The sequence below is a fragment of the Asticcacaulis sp. P2_C5 genome (genome assembly GCF_056404555.1).
On the sequence record NZ_JBFUDU010000001.1, the window covers coordinates 15,982 to 37,509 of the forward strand.

Here is a 21,528-nt window from a genome sequence, read left to right on the forward strand (position 1 = left end):
AGATGTAAGTAAAGGTAAGCTAGCCATTTTCTTATATCTCCCTGCGCGAAGCTCTTGCGAAGCGTGGGGAGGGGACCGCATGAGCGCGAATTGGCGATAGTCCAATGAGCCGTGAGATGCGGTGGTGGGGTTTCTTGCTTGCTTGACTACCCACCTTGGGAATGACCTCTAATCTACCGTGTCACCGTCCAGCGGCGTGGACAGCATGGATGGGCGCTGTTCAAAAGCCGCCATCCAGGCCGACAACCGCGCAAAAGGCCGAAAAGACGGGAGCTCGCGGAAGTCGAGCCAGCTCAGGGCGGTCGCCACGGCGATATGGCCAAGCGTCACCGGGCCGTCGACATCGAGATGATCTTCGAGCCACTGACAGGTCGATGTCAGTTTCAGCGTGAAACCGTCGGCCAGCGGCGGATAACGCAGCGCTTCGGGGCGTCGCACCGTTTCCCAGCGCAGAGCAATCCCCGACTCGCACAGGCCTTGCGCAACCGCCTGGAGCTGCAGGGCCTGCCATCGCGCTTCGCCGCTGGACGGAATTAGCGGTTGCCCCGCGTGAAGCGTATCGAGATAGGCGCAGATGACGTCGGAATCGAATAGCGCCGGGGCGCCGGGGCGGATAAGCACCGGCACCTTGCCCAACGGGTTCTGCGCGAAGACCGTTTCATTCTTTTGGGTTGGACTCGTCTCATGGTGGATGACCTCGACCCGGTCGGCCAGGCCGATTTCGTGGACGAAGACCAGCACCTTGCGGGCATAGGGGGAGTGGGTCTGGTAGAGAAGCTGCATGCGAAATCCATAAACGGTTTCCAAAGGGGCGATGTGCGATAGTAGCGCGGCGCCTTGCCGGGAAACGGCGTTCGGGGGCACTTAAATGCGGGAAATCCGCGTTGTGTTGCGGTAAAAGCGGACATCATGGAACTCGACAGCTTTGATCGCCACCTTCTCAATCTGCTCCAGGAAGACGCGAGTCGGACGTCCGAAGCCCTGGCGGAAATCGTCGCCCTGTCGCCGTCCGCCATCCAGCGTCGCCTGCGCCGGCTGAAGGACAGCGGCGTCATCGAGCGCGAAATCGCCGTGCTGGATCCGCGCAAGGCCGATAAGCCGGTCATCTTCATCGTGGCGCTGGAAATCGAGCGTGAACGTCCGGAGCTGCTGGCCGAGCTGCGCCGGTGGCTGTCGCTTGAAGCACAGGTCCAGCAGGCCTATTACGTCACCGGCACAACGGACTTTGTTGTGGTGATCGCCGCACCCGATACGGCGTCCTATGACGAGCTGATGACGCGCCTGGTGGCTGAGAACGCCAATGTCAAACGCTTCACGACCAATGTCGCCTTAAGCGTGGTAAAGCGCGGCCTGACCTTGCCATTCGCGGAGACCTAGACAGTGATTCGGGACATATTGAAGATGGGCGACCCGCGCCTTTTGCGCGTCGCCAAGCCGGTTGACGACATCCATGATCCCGAACTGGTCGCCATCATTGCCGATATGTATGAGACCATGCACGCCGCCAATGGCGTGGGTCTGGCGGCACCGCAAATCGGCGTCGATCTGCGCCTGATGATCTTCGGCTTCGATGCCAACCCTCGATACCCCGACGAGGCGCCGGTTCCGGTCACGACCCTGATCAATCCCTGGCTCGAGATTTTGACGCAGGACACCGAAGACGGTTGGGAAGGCTGCCTGTCCGTACCGGGCATGCGCGGCCTGGTACCGCGCGCCACGCATATTCGCTACGGCGGCACGCTGGAAGACGGCACGACGCTCGAACGCGAGGCGCACGGCTTCCATGCGCGGGTGTTCCAGCACGAGTTCGATCACCTCGACGGCATCCTGTATCCGCAACGCATCCGGGACATGACGCAGTTCGGATTTATCGAAGCCCTGTTTCCGGACAGTCCCCTGGCAGCACTCGAGAGCGAATAGTGACCCTATAGGCCAAACTGGCCCATCAGCGTCGAGCAGATGAGCCGGACCAGGTCCGATTGGCGGGGGCTGCCCGTCTTGGCCAGCACCTGTTTCAACTGAAAACGCACGGTCCCTTCGGCGAGGCCGTTGATCAGGGCATAGCTGTTGACCGAGCCGCCCTCGACAATGGCCTTGGACAGGCGCGCCTCTGCCGGCGACAGGCGAAACAGCTTTTCCAGCAGCTTGGCCGGAATCTCGAACGGCCGTGCGGCGCGGGTGATCAGCAGGGCAACGCGGTTTTCGCGCCCATCCGGCCCGCCCTGCAACGGCATGACCATCAGATGCGTCGGGGTTAGCCCCTGGTCGTCAAGCGCGACGCAACGCTTTTCGACCGCGTCGGCGTGCTGAGCGGCGTTGCGGATCAAGGCATGCAGGGCCTGGGTGCGATCGTGGCTGAGGCTGCATATACGCCCGCCAATGACCTTCAGCACGTCGGCGGACTTGATGACCTGCTGGGCGTTGTGATTAGCCCAAATCACATTGGCCTGGTCGTCGCAGATAACCAGGGCGGGCCGGACGCGGTCGAGCAGCCGTTCCATCGCTTCGGACTTTTTCGCCGATTGCTGCAACTGGTCGGCCAGGCGCAGCGCCTGGGCGACATGCGGCACGATGTCGGCGACAAAGGCGCGTTCCTGGCTGGAATAGTCGGCCGTGTCGCCGGGGTAGCGATGCAAGATCAGGCTGACGCCCTGGTCGGGCAGCAGTTCCGTGCCGCCGAATATACCCTTGCCCAGGCCGACATCGCCGAGATCGTCCTGAAACTGCCGCCGGACATAGGCCGGCATGGCCAAGTCTTCGTCGCAGGCGATGCCGACATTGCCGATTCGTTGCTCACGCGCATACTCATAATGAAAGCGCGGGTTCATGGCGTCGTTGACGACCGGGGCGTGACGGGCTGCGTGTTCTTCGGAATGCGAATCCCAGGCCAGCCAGGTCGTCTGAAGCGCCGGTCCGGCAGCGTCGAGCCGCTGCACCACGGCGCTGCGCACATGAATATTGGCGCAGATCTGGTCCAGGACCTGCCGCCACGTGTCCGGCTGCTGAACCGTGCCGTAAAGCTTGAGAAGAAGATCGTCCCTGTAGGCCAGCATCCGCCCGTGCGTTTTCCGAAGAGCTACGAAAGGCCGGATCTTTTCGGCGCGCGGAACAGGTTATCCGGCGGCACGATTTTGTCCACTCGCTTAGCCGTGAACGGTGGGATAAATAATACCGTATGGCATAAATGTTACAACACATACCTATTTTGCCCGGATGGCCATAAAGCGCCGTGCGAGCGCGGCGGATATACCAAACGGGATATGTGGCGATTGCGGGCAACCCTTAGCGTGGGGGCAATTCGTCATTCCCGGAACATCTCTTCCATGCCCATGCCCAACCTCGTCCGATCGACCACCGCGCTTTGCCTGGCCCTGTGTTGCCTAAGCCCCGCCGTCCAGGCCCAGGACCAGGACACCGCCTACCCCGGCGGCAAGGGTGACAGTGCGGCGGCGCCGGCTGCGACCATGGGCAATACCAGCACGGTGCCGGTGGCGATCCAGGAACTGCGCCGTCATATGCTGGACAGCGACGTCTCGACCCTGACCTTTCATTCCATGGACCAGATATTCACCACGCGGACGGTGGGACGGTCGGGCCCGGTGTGGCAATTGCCGCAATCCACCGCGCCGTTGCAGCTCAGCTACAGCTTCGCCGGCCAGACCCACACGTCAGACCAGTTCCTCGAACGGACCTACACCAATGCCCTGCTGGTCATCAGGGACGGGCGGATCGTCAGCGAGATCTATCGCAACGGCACAGGGCCGCAGACGCGCTTCATGTCGTGGTCGATGGCCAAGTCGATCACCTCGATCCTGATCGGCAAGGCGCTGGAAGAGGGCCGCATCCATTCGCTCGACGACAAGATTGTCACCTATCTGCCGGAACTGAAAAGCGGCGGTTACAAGGACGCCACGGTGCGTCAGGTGCTGGAGATGCGCTCCGGCGCCGATTACGAAGAGCGCTACGACTTCGCCAATCCCGGGGCGGCGGCGCGCAATCACGAGAGCAGCCTGGTCGAAAACGTCACCCGTTTCGCCGACGCGGCGCGTACGGTGAAGTCGAAGGCCACACCCGGCACGCTGTTCGAATACAAGACCCTCGACACTGCGGTGCTTGGCTGGCTGGTCGAACGGGTCAGCGGCATGAACGCCTCGGCCTATCTGGCCAATCGCGTCTGGGAACCGCTGGGTGCCGAGGCCGACGGCTATTACATTCTCGACGGTGAGCCCGGTGTCGGTCGCGAATTCACCGGCGCCGGCTATAACGCCACCTTGCGCGATTACGGTCGACTCGGCCAGATGATGCTGAACGGCGGCATGGCCGATGGCCGGCGCATCCTGAGCGAAGCCTGGGTGAAGGAATCGACCCAGCCGGCGACGCCTGAAACCGAAATTGGAGGCTATGGCTACCAGTGGTGGACCGTGCCGCAATCCAACGCCTACTACGCGGTTGGCCTGCAGGGCCAGTTCATCTATGTCGACCCGGACAGCCACACCGTCGTCGTCAAGCTTAGCTATTTCCCGCCGGACAACCAGGACGTCTACGGCGAAGCCCTGGCCTTCATGGCCGCAGCTTCGGCGTGGAAAGCACAATAAAAACAAAACCATCTCACCAGGGGCAAAAGGAATGAGCAATATAATGAGCAAGGCCAGGACAAGACGATTTGCAGGCTGTGTATCGGTTCTGGCGCTGTTGGCCACAACCGGCGCCGGCGGGGCCTGGGCGCAAAACCAGTCCCAGACTCAGCCGGAAGCGGCGCCGGCCAAGGGCGATGAAGAGATTGTCGTCATCATCTCGCAAAAGCGGCGCGAAAACCTGCAGAAGGTGGCCGTCTCGGCGGTCGTCCTGACCGGCGGCGCCCTGGAAGGCAAGGGCGTGTCGCGGGCCAGCGACCTGCAATATGCCGTGCCGTCGCTGTCCTTCACCGACTCGGGCTTTACGCAGAACGTCAATATCCGCGGCGTCGGTCTGTCGGCCAATACGCCGAACGTGGTCAATGGCGTCGCCACCTATGTCGACGGCGTGTTCCAGCCGCCGATCGTCTCGACCAACAGCTTCTATGACATCGGCTCGGTCGAGGTCCTGCGCGGGCCGCAGGGGACCTTCGTCGGCTCGAACTCGACCGGTGGCGCGATCTTCATCAACAGCCAGAGCCCCAAGCTGGGCAAGCAGGAAGGCTATCTCGAAGCCTCGCTTGGCAATTACGATTTCAAGGGTCTGGAAGGTGCGGTCAACCTGCCCCTGACCGACACCGTGGCGGTTCGCCTGGCGGTCAATTCGCGTCAGCACGACGCCTTCTTTGAAGATATCGGGCCGAACCATAACCAGGTCGGCCGGCTGGACGAGCAGGGCGCCCGCCTGGGCGTATTGTGGAAGCCGACCGACGCCTTCCAGGCCCTGTTCAAGGTCGAGACCGACCGGCTGCAGAACGGCGGCTTCGCTTTCACGCCCCTGGCCAGCCAGCCCTATGGCGCCTACCGCCCGGCCGATCGCACGGTCGATTTCGACCAGGCGGTGTTTAACAATCAAAAGGCGGCGCAGGACACGCTGGAGCTCAAATACCAGTTCGACAACGGCATCACCCTGCGCTCGATGTCGGGCTATCAGGACAAGGCGTTCAACGCCACCGACGACTACGACGCGACCAATGCTGCGCGCTACACCTCATACCTGCCCGTTGCCATTGAGCATAACTACGCCCGCGAACAGATCTGGACCCAGGAAGTCAACCTGATCTCGCCGACGACGGGCCGGTTCAGCTGGGTCATCGGCGCCTATTACCAGCGCAACAAGATCAACAGCGACTACCTGTTCCTGTCCGACGGTTTCCCGACCGAGATCGACAGCCTGACGCTCAAGAAGACGACCGGTGTCTTTGCCCAGGCGACCTACAAGATCACCCCGACCCTGGCGCTGGATGTCGGTGTGCGCAACTCGACCTATGAGGCCGAGGGCGCCGGCAATGTGGTTATCGGCGCCGGCATTCCGGGCTTTCCGCCCGACGGCGTCCCGGTCGCCAGCGTGGCCGGCACGGAGAAGGACCAGCGGCCGACCGGCAAGATCTCGCTGAACTGGACGCCGGACGCCAACAACCTGGTCTACGGTTTTGTGGCGCGCGGCTACAAGTCGGGCGGCTTCTCGTCGCCGGTTGACACCTTCCGTCCCGAAACGGTGACGGATTACGAAATCGGCTGGAAATCGAGCTTCGCCGACCGTCGCGTCAATACCCAGATCGGCGCCTTCTATTACGATTACAAGGATTTCCAGTACAACCTGGTCAATCCGGCGACGGGTGTGGCCAATCCCGGCAATATTTCCGACGCGACGATCATGGGTGTGGAGGCCAGCGTCCAGGGCCGCTTCGGCGACCTGCGCGTCGACGGTGGCCTGTCCCTGGTCAGTTCCGAAATGGGCAGCGTGACCTTTATCAACCTGCGCGCTTTTGCCCGCGCCCATCCCGGCGCCTCGACCGCGCCGCAATGCCCGCCGGGCGTTCCGGATACGCCGAATTTCTGTAACAACTATGCCGGCTTCATGCTGACGACTTCGGGCCAGCCCAACCTCTATTCGCCCGAGCTGTCGTTCAATCTGGGTGTGGAATACGCCTTCCATATCGGCGATGCGATCCTGACGCCACGGCTGAACTACGCCTATGTCGGCAAGCAGTGGACCTATATCGCCTATGACCCAGCGACCGATCGTATCGACGCCTATGGTTTGTGGAACGCCCTGGTCACCTATCACCGCGACAAGTTCAGCGTGGACCTCTACGCCACCAACCTGGCCGACAAGAGCTATGTCACGGGCCAGTATGTCGACAACGCCTTTTACGGTGCACCCCGGCAGGTCGGTGTAAAACTCAGGGTATCCTACTGACCTGCTGTCCGCAGAGGTTCACGCGACGGCTCCCACGTCGCGTGAACCTCTGTTTTTTCAACTCAAGCGCCGGAACTATAACGGCAGCGATCTGAGATGTCTTTGCCCACCCCATTTATGGGGAGGGTGGCGGCCCGTGCCGTGGCGCGAAGCGCTTTCTTCTTCTCATGAGGTTACCATGACCGACATACTTCACGCCCGGCGGCACTTCCTCAGCGGCTGCGCTGTTACCCTCCTGGCCGCTGCGACCGGCACAGCCGCCCATGCCGCGGAACTCATCCCTATTGAGGGCCCTAAACTGACCCTGGTGATGAATCTGGTCGTCACCTGCACCGATCCCGAAAAGGTTGGCGGAGGCCCCGCCAGCAAGGACGGCCAGCGCACCGAAATTTGGCCGATCGTCGGTGGTCGCTTCGAAGGTCTGGGCATTCGCGGCACGGTCATTCCCGGCGGCGGCGATTTCCCGGTGACGCGTCCGGATGGGATCGAGGTCATCGACGCCCTGTACCGCCTGAAGACCGACGACGGCGTCCAGATCATCATCCACAACCGCGGCCTGGTCTACACCCCGACGGCCGAGCAGCCGTACCGCTTCCGCCTGGTGCCGGAATTCATCGCCCCGGTCGGGAAATACGACTGGCTGAACAAGGCGATCTTCCTGTCGACCCTGGTCGAGGTGCCGAAGGAGATGCAATTGGCTGGCCCAGGCGAGAACGACCGGCTGATCCAGGTTTACCGGGTGGATTGAGCGCGCAAAGCGCGCCCTAAAGCCCGCCCTTCCCCTCTACTCCCCCGCCAGCGGATCAATGCGGCACGGCTGTTTCAACACCGTCCCGCACACCGGCGCTGTCATAGGCATCTCAATCCCCACCAACTCACCCAAGACCAGCCGCGATGGATGGTCCTTATCATGCCATACGCGGTTGGTAGATGGTGCCGAGGTCGGCGTAAAGCCGTAACCGCCCCAGCGGCTGGGTGTGTCGATCCATATACGGATGCGCGAACCGGTCCGGAAGCTATGGGCGAACTTGTTCAGCTCGACCCGGCCCAGAACGGGCACACCCGGTGTCATCGCCACCATGGTTTCAGGCCGATCGAGTGGAAACGGGCGGACGATCGTCGCGCGGCCGTCGTCCTGTGCCCGGTCGGACAGGCGCAGCCAGCCGCGCTGGACGAACATTTCCTGGCCGTCCGGCCGGACCTCGGTCAGGGTGACCTGCAGATCGGTGTCCGAGGTGGTGGCGGAAATCCACAGGTCGGCGCTGGCCGAACCGTAGGTCACCAGGGTGCGATCAAGGGCTGAGCTGGTATAGACAGCCGTGCCGCTGCGCCAGTCGGCGTCGAGCGGCGACCAGGCATCCTCGCCGGTGTCGGCCTCGTCGGTATCGACCGCCACACCGGGCCGCGGATACTGATAGGCGTCGGGTTTGCCGTCGCCGTCGTCGGCGCCGGCGGTCAGGGCGCCACCGGCGTCCAGGTTCAGCACATAGGGCGTCACGCCTACCGAATAGGCCGCGCGCTCGATAACGAAGCCCGGTTTGGCGTCGATATTCAGCCGGCCTGGCGTGTCCGACGACGTCGTTTCCATCCACACCTGGACGTGGGGGCGGCTGTCGAAACCATTGGCCTCGCCCTTCACGAAGCGATCGTAGAAGGCGATCAGGGTCTCCTGGAAAACGGCCGAGTCGTACAGGTCGTGGCCGCCATTGGTCTGGATCAGCCACAGTTTCGCCGGGTCGAGCGTGTCCTGATAATAGCCGCCGCGCGAGGTCACCGCCTCGTCCTGGAAGGATTCCATCGACAGGACCGGCACGGTGATATTGTGCGTCCGGTCGGCCAGGGTGCGTTCGGCAATGGCGTCGTCACGCAATGGATGGCGTATCAGGAAGCTCGACAGGGCGTGGGGTTCGGCGCTGAGCTTGTTGGCCGCGACCTGGTCGACACACGCCTGGTCGCCTTCGGCTGCGGCGCTGTCGCGGGCGGCCTCCCAGCGGCTGTGCAGATATTGCCACCAGTTGGAGACGAACAGTGGCGCCGGCACGCCGCCCGGCGCCCAGCTGTCGAGGCGCGGATCGCCCAGCACCATGCCTGGCGCTATGGCCTTCAGGTGCGGCGGGCGTTCCGACGCGGTGGCCAGTTGCGACATCCCTGCCCACGACCAGTTGCCCATGCCGACCGCGCCGTTGGACCACGGCTGGGCCGCGATAAATTCGATGGCGTCGCGGCCGTCGCGGCCATAGTCGGGCCCGAGAAAATCGAACACGCCTTCGGAGCAAGCCGTGCCGCGCGCATTGACCCCGACCACGGCATAGCCATGGGCGATCAGCGACCGGTCCAAGGTGGTCGACATCGACGAGTCGTTTTGCCGGTAGGATCGCCCGCCGATGCTGCCCGGGTCATAGCCGCTGTAGTTGACGATGACCGGGAACGGCCACTTGCCGGCCGGCAGCAGGGCGCTGTAGCGCAGCTTCACCCCGTCGCGCGTCGTCAGATAGCCGGTGATGCGCTTCGCCCAGAACGGCGCCATGACCGGGGCATCGGGAGCGCTGCGGAACATGTCGGGGGTCTGGGCGTCGAAGGAGGCGTCCTGGGCATGGACTGTGACGGCCGGACATGCGGCCAGGCAGGTGATCAGGGCGAGGGTGTGTTTTTTCATATTCATGCCTTGAGCAGCAGGTGATCGCGTTCCCACGAGCTGATGACGCCCTGGAAGTGATCGAGTTCGGATTGTTTGATGGCGAGAAAGGCGTCGATAAAAGCGTCGCCGAGATAGCGCCGCACGGGCGCGCACGCGGTGAGGCGTTCCAGCGCTTCTTCCAGCGTCTTGGGCAGGGTGCGCGGGTGGACATAGGCATTCCCCAGGACCTCTTCGGCCGGGGCGATGGCGGCCTCGATACCGAGGAATTCGGCCAGCAGCGACGCCGCCATGGCGAGATAGGGATTGGCGTCGGCGCCGGGCAGGCGGTTTTCGATCCGCCGGTTTTGCGCATCGGCCGTCGGCACACGCAGGCCGCACGAGCGGTTGTCGCGCCCCCACTGGACATTGATCGGCGCTGAATGGCTGGGGCGCATGCGACGGAACGAATTGACCGTCGGGGCGAACAGGGGCGCGATTTCGGGCAGGAAGGTCTGCAACCCACCGATAAAGTGACGAAACAGGTCCGAATCCGTGCCGTCGGCGGTGGTAAACAGGTTGCCGCCGTCGCGATCGACGACCGAGATATGCAGGTGCATGGCCGAACCTGGCTGTTCGGCCATCGGCTTGGCCATGAAGGTGGCATAGACGCCGTGCGCCAGGGCGGCCTGGCGGACCAGGCGCTTGAAGACGATGACCTGGTCGGCCAGTTGCAACGGGTCGCCGTGGTGGAAATTGATCTCCAACTGGCCGGCGCCCGACTCGTGGATCATGGTGTCCAGGTGCAGGGCGGCGATGTCGGCGTGCTCATAGATGGTCTCGACCAGGTCCTCGTATTCGGTGATCGATTCCAGGCCGTAGGGCTGGGGCGCCGTCTCGGCTCGGCCCGACCGGCCGACGGGCGGGGTCAGGGGCAGGTCCGGGTCGGTATTGATGGCGGTGAGGTAGAATTCCAGCTCGGGCGCTATGACCGGTGTCCAGCCGCGCGCCGTGTAGAGGGCCAGGACCTCCTTCAGGATATGACGCGGCGAGGCCGGCCACGGTGTGCCGTCGGGCTTGCGCGTATCGGCGAAGACAAAGGCCGTGGCGCTTTTGTAGCCCGGCGCGATATGGAGGGTCGTCACATCGGGGAACAGGATCAGGTCACGGTCGGCATAGGCTTCGTCGCCGTCGCCGGCATAGGCGCCGGTGATGTCGACCGAAAACACGCTGGACGGCATGCGCAGCGAGCCTTCGGCCTCCGACTTGACGAACTTGGCCGCCGGCAGGACCTTGCCGCGGATGACGCCGTTCATGTCGGGCACCAGGCACTCGATCTCGGTGATGCGGTGGTGGGCGATCCAGTCGTGAAAGGTCGCAGGCGTCGCTTCGGGTGGCGTGATGAGGGTCATGCCCTCACCCTGCGCCGCAGGAATTGTTATGTCATATACCAAACGGGATATGTAGCCGGCGTGGCCGCACTATGATCGGTGCAGGTGCCGCGGGAAGGCGTACGGCTGCGTCACACCGCACGCCAAGGGGCGTTGAGTTGTAGATCGCCCGCTCGTCGGCATTGATATCGACCTATGACCGAACAGCGGCGCTACCGGAATTCCGATCTGCCTGAATTGAACGCTTGCGGTAACTGCCGCCTTTTGGCACGACGGCTTCCTAAGGCCTACCCAGGCCCCACGTGAACGAGAACGGCGCGACATCTCATGACTACTGAAACGCCAATTCCATTGGATCCTGAGCCCGGCGCGATCGCTGAAGACCACGGTGAACGCAACAAGCTTGTGATCGGCTTGCTGCTGATCTCAACCTTTGTGGTGATCCTGAACGAAACCTTGATGATTGTGGCTCTGCCACACCTGATGAAAGATCTCGGCATCACGGCCAGCGCGGCACAATGGCTATCGACCGCCTTTATGCTCACCATGGCCGTGGTGATCCCCATCACGGGTTTTCTGCTGCAACGCCTCAATACCCGGCCTGTTTTCATTCTGGCCATGTCGCTGTTCTGCCTGGGCACCTTGATCTCGGCCCTGGCGCCGGGCTTTATTGTCCTTGTCCTGGGACGTATTGTGCAGGCGTCGGGTACAGCCATCATGATGCCGCTGCTGATGACGACGATCATGACCCTTGTCGCGCCGGAATCGCGCGGCAAGACCATGGGTGATATTTCCATCGTTATCTCGGTAGCCCCGGCCCTGGGTCCGACCCTTTCCGGACTGATCCTTTCGGTTCTGGATTGGCGATGGATGTTCCTGCTCGTTCTGCCGATTGCCCTGGGTGCCTTGGTCTTAGGCGCGGTGCGGATCAAGAATGTCTCCGTTCCGAACAAGGCGCCGATCGATATTGTCTCGGTTTTCCTGTCGGCCATTGGCTTCGGAAGCTTCGTCTATGGCCTGAGCGGCCTGGGGGAAATGGCGCTGCATCCGTCGGTCATATCGCCCTGGATTCCGTTACTCGTGGGTGCCGCCGTCATCGCGGTCTTTATCGTTCGGCAGCTATTTCTGCAGAAAGAGAACCGCGCCTTGCTCGACATGCGCACATTGACCTACAGCCGCTTCACCATCGCCATGGCGATGATGGCGATCCTGATGATGTCGATGTTCGGTGCCTTTATCCTCCTGCCGATCTATCTCCAGAATGTCCTGGGCCTCACGACCTTGCAGACCGGACTTCTGCTGTTGCCGGGCGGTCTGATCATGGGGTTATGCGCGCCGACCGTTGGCAGGTTGTTTGACAAGCATGGTCCTGTGCTGCTGGTTATCCCCGGCGCCATTCTGCTCAGCCTCGCCCTGTGGGGGCTGACCTTCATCCAACAGGACACGCCGTTCTGGCTGTTGCTAATTGCCCATCTTACTTTGAGCGTCGGCCTCGCCATGATGTTCACGCCGCTATTTACAGTCAGCCTCGGGGCACTGCCACCGAACCTGTATTCGCACGGCAGCGCCATGCTCGGCGCCACGCAACAGGTGGCCGGCGCTGCGGGTGTGGCCCTATTTGTTGCCATCATGACCCTGCGAAGCGCAGGCCTTGCCGCCGCCGGAGCCGACCTGCACGCGATGACGACCGGCGGCATAAAAGCCGCCTTCCTGTGCGGCGCCATTATCTCCCTTGGCGCGGTCGTCGCTGCGTTTTTCATTAAAAAACCAGACGGTCCCTTGCCTGGCGCGCCAACAAGCCATTAAGTCGGATTGCGTACTGGAACTGACGCCTGAGGGCGTGCATCTCTAGGAGGATGGACCTGTCCACAGGGCATTCAGGACATGACGCAGTTCGGATTTATCGAGACCTTGTTTCCGGACAGCCCCTTGGCCGCGCTGGAAACAGAATTGAGGCGTGGCTCTCGTCGGAAACACGCGGCCAGACGGGATCGAGGTTATCGACGAGCGGTAGCGCTTGAAGGCAGAAGACGGCGTCCTGATCTACGTGTTCAGCTATTCCGGCTATCGCACATGGTGCACGAACACCCTGAAATCCACCTCTTCCCGCCTGCGGGGAGAGGGTGGCCCGAAGGGCCGGGTGAGGGGCATTCCACCGTCGAAACTGCATTCACGACCATGGAAATATAAGCTTCAGCAATCACAGTAGGGAAACGTCGGCGAAGCTTTTGGAGGCAACTGGCCGGGCCGGATGACAACGATCGGCTTATCCAGAATAACCGACTGGATTGACCGGAGGACAGGGTGCCATGCCATTACCTCTGGCGCATTGGAGCTCCGAGGGTGCAATCCCTTAAATTCTGCAATTCATATGGCGTCGCCGAAATTCCCTTTACTTCTGTTGACTTTACTTCTGTTGAAATTTTTTGATAATGTTTTGATAATGTACCAGGTGGGAAAATTCAGTGATGAGAACAGATCAACAAATCTATATGGCGATTGCTGAGGTTGTTAATAGAACTGCACCTGCCGATTGGCAGACAATCATCGTCAGCGCATCAATACAAGATGACAATGGCGAAACCGGGTATGATTATCTAGATTCAGCGGGCAACAAAAATTGGTTTTTTCCCGAAAATTTTGAACAATATGAAGTTTATAAGGCGTTTAAAGAATTACGCACTCTAATGAAATCGTCCAGTCACGCGTGGGACACCGCTAGATTTACATTGGAACGATCGGGTAGTTTTGGGATTGAGTTTGATTATAAAGAATAAATTCGACGAGCCTCCGAACGACCATCTGGAAAGAAAAAAGCGGCGGCATTACTTCTTACTTCGAGGTCGCGCATCACGGACACGCCATCTCATGATCCAGATCCTGCGTTGGCGGGATAAAGGTTTGGGAACCAACGCTCCACTGCGTCCGGCGGAAAGGCGAGGCGCAGAGGCGCACGGTGCGATGCGGCGGACAGCATGCCGCGATCTACGAGTACCGACGTCACATTTCGGGCATTCCGTTCCTCGTAGCCTGTAAGGGACGGAATTTTCGAGCGCTCGACCTCGCCAGCCAGAACAGCCTCGCGCAGTATCTGAAAACTGCCACGCTGGAGGCGCCTGGCGCGAACTTCTTCTTCGACATAGATTTCCATTCGGGTGAGCAGGGTGCCGGGTTCGAGAAGGCCGCTCATGAACCGGACCTGGTCGAGACTGGTGTCGAGGAAGAATTTACAAAAATCCAGAAGGCCACGCTGGGTCAGGTTGCCCCGACCGTCGCGATCGCCTTGTCGGGGCCCGTCGGCGTAAGACAGAAGTTTCTTATAGGTATCGACATTGCGGGCAAGGCCGCGGGCGACCGACCAGAGGCTCGTACCTACGCCCAGGCGCTTGAGAAGGGCGTGCGACATCAGGCGGGCGACGCGTCCATTGCCGTCGAGGAACGGATGGATCCACAAGAAGCGATGGTGAGCTGCGCCCACGGTTTGAATTTGCCGGCTTCTCGAAAGAGGGGGATTTCCATAGGCCTGATCGAAACGGGCAAGAAACCGCGGGAGATCGTCAGGATCCGGAGGTACGTGGCGCCCGACGACGACGTCGCCTTTGCGCCATTCTCCGGGGATGACGCGCACCCGTTCATGGGTGTCGACATTGGTCACCCACAGCATGTCTTCAGGCAGGCGTGAGCAGAATTCGCGGTGTAACCATGTGGCATACGCATTGGACGCCGGCCAGGCGTCTGGATCGCTGTCGGTGTCGATCAGTTTTTGGACATGGATGTGGGCCACCGCTTCGAGCTGAAGGTTGCGGCGCTCCGGCTCTATTGCAAAATCATTTGTCAGTGCCCGATCGATGTCGCGCGGGTGAGTGTCATGGCCTTCGATCAGGTTGGAGTAATAGCAGTTCATAGAGCGGACCAGGTCACCCATGGATTCGCGCAATATCGGATTATGAACACGACCTGCAAGCTCACGCGCTTCGCCCACCAGCTCCAAGGCGTGGTCGTCCAGTTCCCGTACCGCTTCTTCCGGAACCATCGGTTCCATATAAGATATATCCATCCGGATATTATGCCGGTTCATGTGCCGATAGTCTATGTATTTTTAGCTTATATAAATCAATATGATAATGTGAATTAGTATTTCTAATTGCTTATATTTTTGCCGGTTGGTGTGCCGGTTAATTTTCCCGCTAAGCTTCGGGACATGGCGTTATGAAATGCACGATCATTTCTGCGAGTTGCGCATATGGCGTCACCGAAAATCCCAATTCTATCGGATGGATTGAGCGAAAGTGGCGTTGATTTGTGATTCATCGGTGCTTTTCGGAGTGTAGGAAACCAAGATTGGCGTCACCGAAATTCGATTTAATGCCGTCAGCGTTTCGGCGTTGAACTCGACCGGCTACAATTGGCGCGATAAGGGCTTCGATATCAAAAGCGCGCGTAAAATTTGTAACACCGACACTGACCACTATATAGTGAGTCCATGAGTGTCGCAAAATCGTACTTGGAAAAGCCCCCGATGTTTCCTGATATTTCCAACGTGCTTCATATTCGAGAAGCACTTTTTCGGCACAAGGCGCTTGGTAGCGCATCCATCATGGTTGGGGCTGGCTTTAGCCGTAATGCAGAGCCCACCAACCACTCCGCGAGACCAATGCCCGATTGGTCGCAAATGGCAGCCGCCCTTTGTGATCCTCTTTATCCAACAAATGCCGAACTACGCGAACACGCGATGAGGGAAGCCTCAGCTACCAGTGGCTTTCTCCGCATGGCACAGGAATATAGGTCTGCCTTTGGTGCAAGCTCCCTAAATTATGCGATTAAAAATCTTGTGCCCGATATGGATTACCTACCGGGCGATTTGCATAAGCGCTTGCTACGCCTGCCGTGGGCGGATGTTTTCACAACAAATTGGGACACACTCCTGGAGAGGGCTTGCGTTGATGTAATTGAACGCAGTTACGATGTTGTAAGAACGCTCGAAGAAGTTCCATTCACGATGCGTCCAAGAATTGTGAAGTTACATGGCACGTTCCCATCCTATGAGCCTTTTATATTTACTGAAGATGATTATCGCACGTATCCAGTGAAATTCGCTCCTTTCGTAAACCTGGTACAACAGTCGATGATGGAAACCATCTTCTGCTTGGTGGGATTTTCAGGAGACGATCCAAATTTTCTAAATTGGGCTGGCTGGGTACGAGATAATTTGGGACCATCCGCGCCAAAAATTTACTTAGTCGGATGGTTGAGTCTTTCCGTACACCGGCGCCGAATGCTTGAGGAGCGCAATGTCATGCCAATTGACATTGCAAACCTGCCGGAGGCGAGCGCGTGGCCGGACCATTTAAAGCATCACCATGCGACCGAATGGTTCATTCGAGCGTTGGAGGCCGGGAGGCCGTATAATATTCTAGATTGGCCAAGACCACCGTCCAATTTGCCGCCCGACGGCGGTCCGTCATTGCCCGTCAACCCATCGCTTAACCAAAGCCCCTGGCAAGAGCTCACACCCGGTCACGATGATGATCTCGAAATAAATTTGTCGAGACTTCGAGAAGCAGCGGGCATTTGGGAACATAATCGTAAAGTTTATCCTGGTTGGCTAATTGCGCCCGAATATGTGCGGGAGCATTTGTGGCAGCAAATTCGCAACTGGGCTTCTGATATTCAAAGACTTTTACCCCATCTCAACGTACCTGAACGAATTTTTGTTCTTTATGAATGTATGTGGCGCTCGGAGTGCGCCCTACTGCCACTTTTTAATGACGTTGCAGCGTTCGGCCTGGATGCCATCCGAGCGGTAGACTTGGCAAGGATGGACGTCCCAGAGCACGATCTTCCTGAAGGGAAAACAAGAGACGAACTCGCCAAGGCCTGCATTTTAATACTTGAAAATGTCGCCCGTACCGCAAGGCATGATGGGGAAGAGGAAATATTCCAAGAAGCAATTGCTGGTTTGGCACTGTGTGCAATTTCCTACCCCGAAGCTGATAACATCAGAACATACGAATTAATTCTACAAGGTCTTGGACGCGGAAAAACTCAAGGTGCTCTACAACTAGTATCGGCATGGCGACTTGGCGCGGATGACCCGGTGTGGGCACTCCGAAAAGCTGGCATAATCAGCGAACTTGGTGATCAAAAGCAAGCCTGCGAACTTCTTGAAAAAGCCTTGGTCCAAATTAGGAAAACACGCCACCGCGATACCGATGACATACCATCGTTGTCACGTGAGTCTTGGGCACTTTATTTTGGTTTGGCCTTTACCCATGACTGGCTTGAAGCGCTTCCGAGGCTTTCCGAAGATTTGCCAAGGCCGAGATTGAGGTGGCGGGAGCTTGCCATCGTTGAATGCGACGCCATGGGAGAATACCAACTAATTAAGCGTTCGCTTGAAAGCGGCAAGGATCGTCAACCAGATGTCACGACGCGGCGAACCTTTGATCTCGACCGAGAACAGGAAACCTATCATTTCGCTCAGGGCCCATCTGCAAAATGGCTGGCAGCAATTCAAATGGTTCATTTGGCAGAGCAAACAGGAGTTCCTGGCTCGGCTAACAGGATGAGTCTATTTAAGGAGGCTCTTACGGTATCTGCTATTATCTTGAAAAACGATGAATGCTGGCTTACCGCTCAACTCGTTGTCCGACAATTACAGTCGATGAGCGAGAGCGAAATTTCAGAAATCTACAACCGCACCCAAATCGCAACGCTACCTCTCGAACTCGTTTCGATGCTACGGGACGCATGCCTTGAGCGCATTGATGAGGCGCTGAATGCATTTGACAGTAAGGACGACCAGAAATCAATTGTACGAAATGGTTTCGAGTTGCTCTCACGCGTGGCATTAAGGTTAAATAGCGAAGACCTTTTTAAAATTCTCAGTATGTCTATAATTTATTACAAAAATAGCAATGTTCAAGGGCAAATACATCAATTCAAAACTTCTCTAAGCAACCTATTATCTCGTACTATGGAAGCGCTAAATCATCAGGATTTAGAAGATATTATGCCAACGATTTTTTCACTTCCATTACCCAGCGGTAGCGGCTCCATGGAATTTGCGTGGGCAGTTGAACCTAGCGAATATATACCTGACGACTTTCAGCCAACCGGGATTTCCCATTCAGATCAGTGGAGAATTGTTATCTCTGGATTGCTTTCATCAGCTATCGATGATGATTTAAGTGCCAGAAAAGGTGCAATACACCGTTTGTATTTGCTGTGGAAATGGAAGATATTAACTGATGCGGAGACAAAACAGTTCGGTGAAGCGCTCTGGACTGAAAAGCATGTAGGCGAGAACAAATTTCCGTCGGCAACAACTTTTGTGATCAGCGCTTTCTCGTCGTTACCTCATCCCGACGGAGTTGATGCCGTAGGCAGGTCACTCGATTTTGTGGCAAATATATTGACTGGGCCAGATCGCAATCCATATGAAAAGCTAAAAGCTATTGCCCCAATTTTTGGGCATATTAGGGAGGAGGGTAAACGGATAGATTTAAATCTCAATATTTCCGAATTAATTTCAAACGCAATCAAAGAGTGGTCGCTAATTAAGTATTCGTCCAAGAATTTAACGTTCCTTGATGGCAGAGAGGACAGAAGAGAAATAGAATCTATACGTTCCATTCGGGATCTAATGAATACAGGAGCAATTCATGTCGATAATTATTCGATCGTATTTAATAAAATAAAATACCTAGACTCTGAGACTGAACATGACGCGCGTGGATACGAGCTATATTCGGAGCTTTTCACAGCATTTGCTGTTGACGAATCTTATTTCAACGAGCAAATCCTAATAGGACTACTATCGGACCGAAAGGTAATAACTAGGGCGGCTGTTCAGGGACTCTTTTACTGGCTCTACAAAAATAAAAACGACGCTTCCAAGATGCTTGACCTAGTCAAAGAGATAGGAATCGCCATCGCTGCCCGACGCTTGGCAATTCTACGTAGCGCCATAGAACTTGCCATTTGGATATTCAAAGAAGGCTCCGAGATACAAAAGGAGGCGATCGCAGCCAATGTGATCTACGGGCTTGGCGCTCTCCTTACTGAGGCGTCATACCAAAAGGTCGCCTACACTGATCTCGACATTCCCTCTATCCGCGCGGCCTGTGTACGGCTGGCCTTTGCAATGAAAAAATCTGGCCATTCCGAAAGCACAGCTATCAAGTCGTGGTTGGAAGCCGCCTCAAGCGACCCACTGCCAGAGGTAAGAAACGCAATCACCCTCCATCCGGATAGCCAGTTAGTAGATGCCGAGGCCTAATGATATGAAGACGCCGGGAGGTTGATCGTGCCAATTGCTGAGAATCCCCATCCGGGCCTATATGAAAAACGTTGAGAAAGCTGTCCTTGAACGTCTTCACTACACCGGGCACGTTGATGTGGCCGGTGTGCGCATTGCTATCGGCTTTTTTCTATCCGCTGGTCAAGATAGCCGACTTGTATTTGAGTTCGACCCTATAAGCGACACAGATTATTTTCAAATTCGACAATACAATTCTAGTGCTGACGGTTCTTTACCCGATATATCACTATATGCCCAGAGTGAAAACGGCTTCGTCATTACGTCCAAAACGGTAAATTTGGTTGGATGGAGAAGTGGTTCGTCAGGTAACTCTATCAAGATAGATACGCGGGCAGCAGAGCTTACTATTCCTCTACAAGAGACACAGCCATCTCCTGTTCTTCGACTTTGGTTTAGATCATTCAAATCGTTCGTCAATCCGGTCATAAGCACGCCGCTTGGAAAACTGAGTGTCAGAGGCGCTACCCACGTTAATGATATAGACGATATGTCCGGGAACATCTCCATATCGGCAGACACGCCCAATGTTGAAGCGAACTGGAGCGAAAAAGCTGACGCCTTTCTCACCCACATGCATCACGGATTATCTTTTGCGCACGGTGGCCGACTACAGACGCCTCGTCTGGATTATTATGCAGGTAACACACTTACTTCGACCTTTTACGCCGGTGAGGCATTTCGATCCGAGTTCGCCATTCAATATTCGCTTCATCATGCGCCGATCATCACCGCACTTACGGATAGATATTTTTCAAAAGGGCCATTGCCAGAACTTTTGTGGACAGCATTGGGTTGGGTTCAGGTGGACTCGACTATCAACGAAGTCCGCTTTCTGACTGGCATGACCGCCTTGGAGTCGATAATTCAACATCTATTGCCGCAAAAAAACAAAAGTACGGTTCCTGCGAAGAAATTCAAACCCATAAAGAAGGCTATGGAAGCCGTTATAAAAAACTCCGAAGGTCTGAATGATAATGACCGAGAGACTCTTATTAGGCAGCTTTCCGACATCAATAGGATGACCCTGGCTGACAAGATTGAAGCGGTTTTCATTCATTTCGGGATTTCCCGGCGCGATCTAGACCGCGCAACTATCGGAGGGCTAGCCAGTCTCCGAAATAAGATTGTGCATCAGGGCACATTCCCAAATGGGACAGACCAGTGGGCTATTATCATTCTGGTTAGAGAAATTGTCACTCGCATCCTTTTAGCTGAAATAGGCTTTTCCGGCAGATACATCTGCTTCATCGGCCAACGTCACGACCGGCAGTTTGAATTGGAAACGGTTATCAAAGACTAGGGCTCCGCCCTCGCGCAGTTCGGAGTGCCCTTCGCCCAGCATCGCTCGTTCCTCACTGCCAGCCGGTTCCCCGCAAAGGCACCCGCTCCGTCTGCACATCCGCTGTTCGCCACGTGGCATCGGTGGCATCTGGAGCCCAGGAGTTTCGCAGGGGTTTCGGGGACAGGTTATCGTGTCCACGACATCTTTCCTTCCGACATGTTTCCTTAAGTGAAAGTGCGGTGCCGCCTTGCGCGAACTGAGCTATGCCGCTGTGGTGTCGAACGCGGCACATATTGAAAGGATTGTTCGGCGGCCTGCCGCATGAAGTCTGATATGTTGAGGTTCGCTAGGAGCTTATTGACGCCCATATATCTCATCATCTGTTCATGCCAGGCGCTCATTTTCAAATCTTGACGCGCCTGTCTGAATGTCATGTCGGCCGGAATCAGGTCTTGCATATGCATCATCAGGCAGGCGGTGATAGTGCTAATATCATCGCTCATGGCCCGAAACGTCGCCGGATTAAAAAGCTCTCCTGGCTTGCCGTCTGCCAATTCGTTCCAATTTTTCGCAACGCTGGTGTGATGCTCACGGAACTGCGCGCCGCTATGGGCGATCCGGTTCCGTGCCTTTCGGATCAGGTCGAGTTGATTGAACGCCTTTTCGAGATAGGGGCTAACTGGTAAGCCAGCCGTCACCCGTGCAGTTCTGACACCCTTCATAGTGTCGAACAGAGTATTTTCCGACACCGGCAACGGGGCCGCCCGAGTCCCGGCCAACAAGCCTTCCTTGGCGAATAGCTTGATGGCGTTTTCCAGGTAGGCGAATTCCTGATTGAACATAGCCGTTGCGATGAAATGTTCGTTCATGCGGCGCAGGAATTTTTGCGGATTGAACACGTAACTTCCTCCCGTTTGATATTTTTCGCATAAATGGGGAATTGGGGAATGCGTCCAAGGTTGTCGGAAAAATGGGCAGCTGTATGCCGCAAAAATATCACAGTTGTCCAGGTGTTGGCCAAGGCCCTGTGGTGGGGTGTTTC

The 21,528-nt window shown here is 57.4% G+C and carries 15 protein-coding genes; 9 read left to right on the forward strand and 6 right to left on the reverse strand.

Annotation, left to right across the window (positions count from 1 at the left end; translation table 11 throughout):
* Positions 1-168: 168 nt before the first annotated feature.
* Complete coding sequence (locus tag AC1DXO_RS00090; protein WP_476976034.1) at positions 169-783, reverse strand: glutathione S-transferase family protein; 615 nt, start codon at positions 781-783, stop codon at positions 169-171.
* Positions 784-909: 126 nt separating this feature from the next.
* On the opposite strand from AC1DXO_RS00090, the gene AC1DXO_RS00095 reads away from it, so the two are divergent.
* A complete protein-coding gene (locus tag AC1DXO_RS00095; protein ID WP_476976035.1) occupies positions 910-1,377 on the forward strand; it encodes an Lrp/AsnC family transcriptional regulator in 468 nt (155 codons plus the stop codon).
* Between the two features lie 3 nt (positions 1,378-1,380).
* Positions 1,381-1,920, forward strand: a complete 540-nt coding sequence (def, locus tag AC1DXO_RS00100; RefSeq protein WP_476976036.1) for a peptide deformylase — start codon at positions 1,381-1,383, stop codon at positions 1,918-1,920.
* 5 nt (positions 1,921-1,925) lie between these two features.
* Here def and AC1DXO_RS00105 read toward each other — a convergent pair whose 3' ends face one another.
* Positions 1,926-3,053, reverse strand: coding sequence for a helix-turn-helix transcriptional regulator (locus AC1DXO_RS00105; RefSeq protein ID WP_476976037.1), 1,128 nt, complete (start codon positions 3,051-3,053; stop codon positions 1,926-1,928).
* Positions 3,054-3,323: 270 nt separating this feature from the next.
* Between AC1DXO_RS00105 and AC1DXO_RS00110 the strand changes: the two genes are divergently transcribed.
* From AC1DXO_RS00110 to AC1DXO_RS00120, 3 genes are all read left to right on the forward strand, one after another.
* Positions 3,324-4,595 (forward strand): serine hydrolase domain-containing protein, encoded by a 1,272-nt coding sequence (locus AC1DXO_RS00110; RefSeq protein WP_476976038.1) that lies wholly within the window; start codon positions 3,324-3,326, stop codon positions 4,593-4,595.
* Between the two features lie 31 nt (positions 4,596-4,626).
* Positions 4,627-6,876 (forward strand): TonB-dependent receptor, encoded by a 2,250-nt coding sequence (locus tag AC1DXO_RS00115; RefSeq protein WP_476976039.1) that lies wholly within the window; start codon positions 4,627-4,629, stop codon positions 6,874-6,876.
* Positions 6,877-7,054: 178 nt separating this feature from the next.
* Positions 7,055-7,624, forward strand: coding sequence for a DUF3237 domain-containing protein (locus tag AC1DXO_RS00120; protein ID WP_476976040.1), 570 nt, complete (start codon positions 7,055-7,057; stop codon positions 7,622-7,624).
* 36 nt (positions 7,625-7,660) lie between these two features.
* Here AC1DXO_RS00120 and AC1DXO_RS00125 read toward each other — a convergent pair whose 3' ends face one another.
* Positions 7,661-9,532: a CocE/NonD family hydrolase gene (locus tag AC1DXO_RS00125; protein ID WP_476976041.1), complete on the reverse strand. Its 1,872-nt coding sequence runs from the start codon at positions 9,530-9,532 to the stop codon at positions 7,661-7,663.
* 2 nt (positions 9,533-9,534) lie between these two features.
* Positions 9,535-10,902, reverse strand: a complete 1,368-nt coding sequence (locus AC1DXO_RS00130; protein ID WP_476976042.1) for a glutamine synthetase family protein — start codon at positions 10,900-10,902, stop codon at positions 9,535-9,537.
* A 306-nt stretch (positions 10,903-11,208) separates the two neighbouring features.
* On the opposite strand from AC1DXO_RS00130, the gene AC1DXO_RS00135 reads away from it, so the two are divergent.
* Together AC1DXO_RS00135 and AC1DXO_RS00140 are read left to right on the forward strand one after the other, a co-directional pair.
* On the forward strand, positions 11,209-12,687 hold the full coding sequence (locus AC1DXO_RS00135) for a DHA2 family efflux MFS transporter permease subunit (protein ID WP_476976043.1): 1,479 nt from the start codon (positions 11,209-11,211) through the stop codon (positions 12,685-12,687).
* Between the two features lie 662 nt (positions 12,688-13,349).
* Positions 13,350-13,658 (forward strand): immunity protein YezG family protein, encoded by a 309-nt coding sequence (locus tag AC1DXO_RS00140; protein WP_476976044.1) that lies wholly within the window; start codon positions 13,350-13,352, stop codon positions 13,656-13,658.
* A gap of 89 nt (positions 13,659-13,747) precedes the next feature.
* Here AC1DXO_RS00140 and AC1DXO_RS00145 read toward each other — a convergent pair whose 3' ends face one another.
* Positions 13,748-14,923, reverse strand: a complete 1,176-nt coding sequence (locus tag AC1DXO_RS00145; protein WP_476976045.1) for a Fic family protein — start codon at positions 14,921-14,923, stop codon at positions 13,748-13,750.
* A 477-nt stretch (positions 14,924-15,400) separates the two neighbouring features.
* On the opposite strand from AC1DXO_RS00145, the gene AC1DXO_RS00150 reads away from it, so the two are divergent.
* Both AC1DXO_RS00150 and AC1DXO_RS00155 read left to right on the forward strand, forming a co-directional pair.
* Positions 15,401-19,162: an SIR2 family NAD-dependent protein deacylase gene (locus AC1DXO_RS00150; protein ID WP_476976046.1), complete on the forward strand. Its 3,762-nt coding sequence runs from the start codon at positions 15,401-15,403 to the stop codon at positions 19,160-19,162.
* Positions 19,163-19,223: 61 nt separating this feature from the next.
* Positions 19,224-20,504 carry a HEPN domain-containing protein gene (locus AC1DXO_RS00155; RefSeq protein ID WP_476976047.1) on the forward strand — a complete coding sequence of 427 codons (1,281 nt, stop codon included), beginning with the start codon at positions 19,224-19,226 and terminating at the stop codon, positions 20,502-20,504.
* Positions 20,505-20,710: 206 nt separating this feature from the next.
* Here AC1DXO_RS00155 and AC1DXO_RS00160 read toward each other — a convergent pair whose 3' ends face one another.
* Complete coding sequence (locus tag AC1DXO_RS00160) at positions 20,711-21,385, reverse strand: hypothetical protein (RefSeq protein ID WP_476976048.1); 675 nt, start codon at positions 21,383-21,385, stop codon at positions 20,711-20,713.
* Positions 21,386-21,528: the final 143 nt, after the last annotated feature.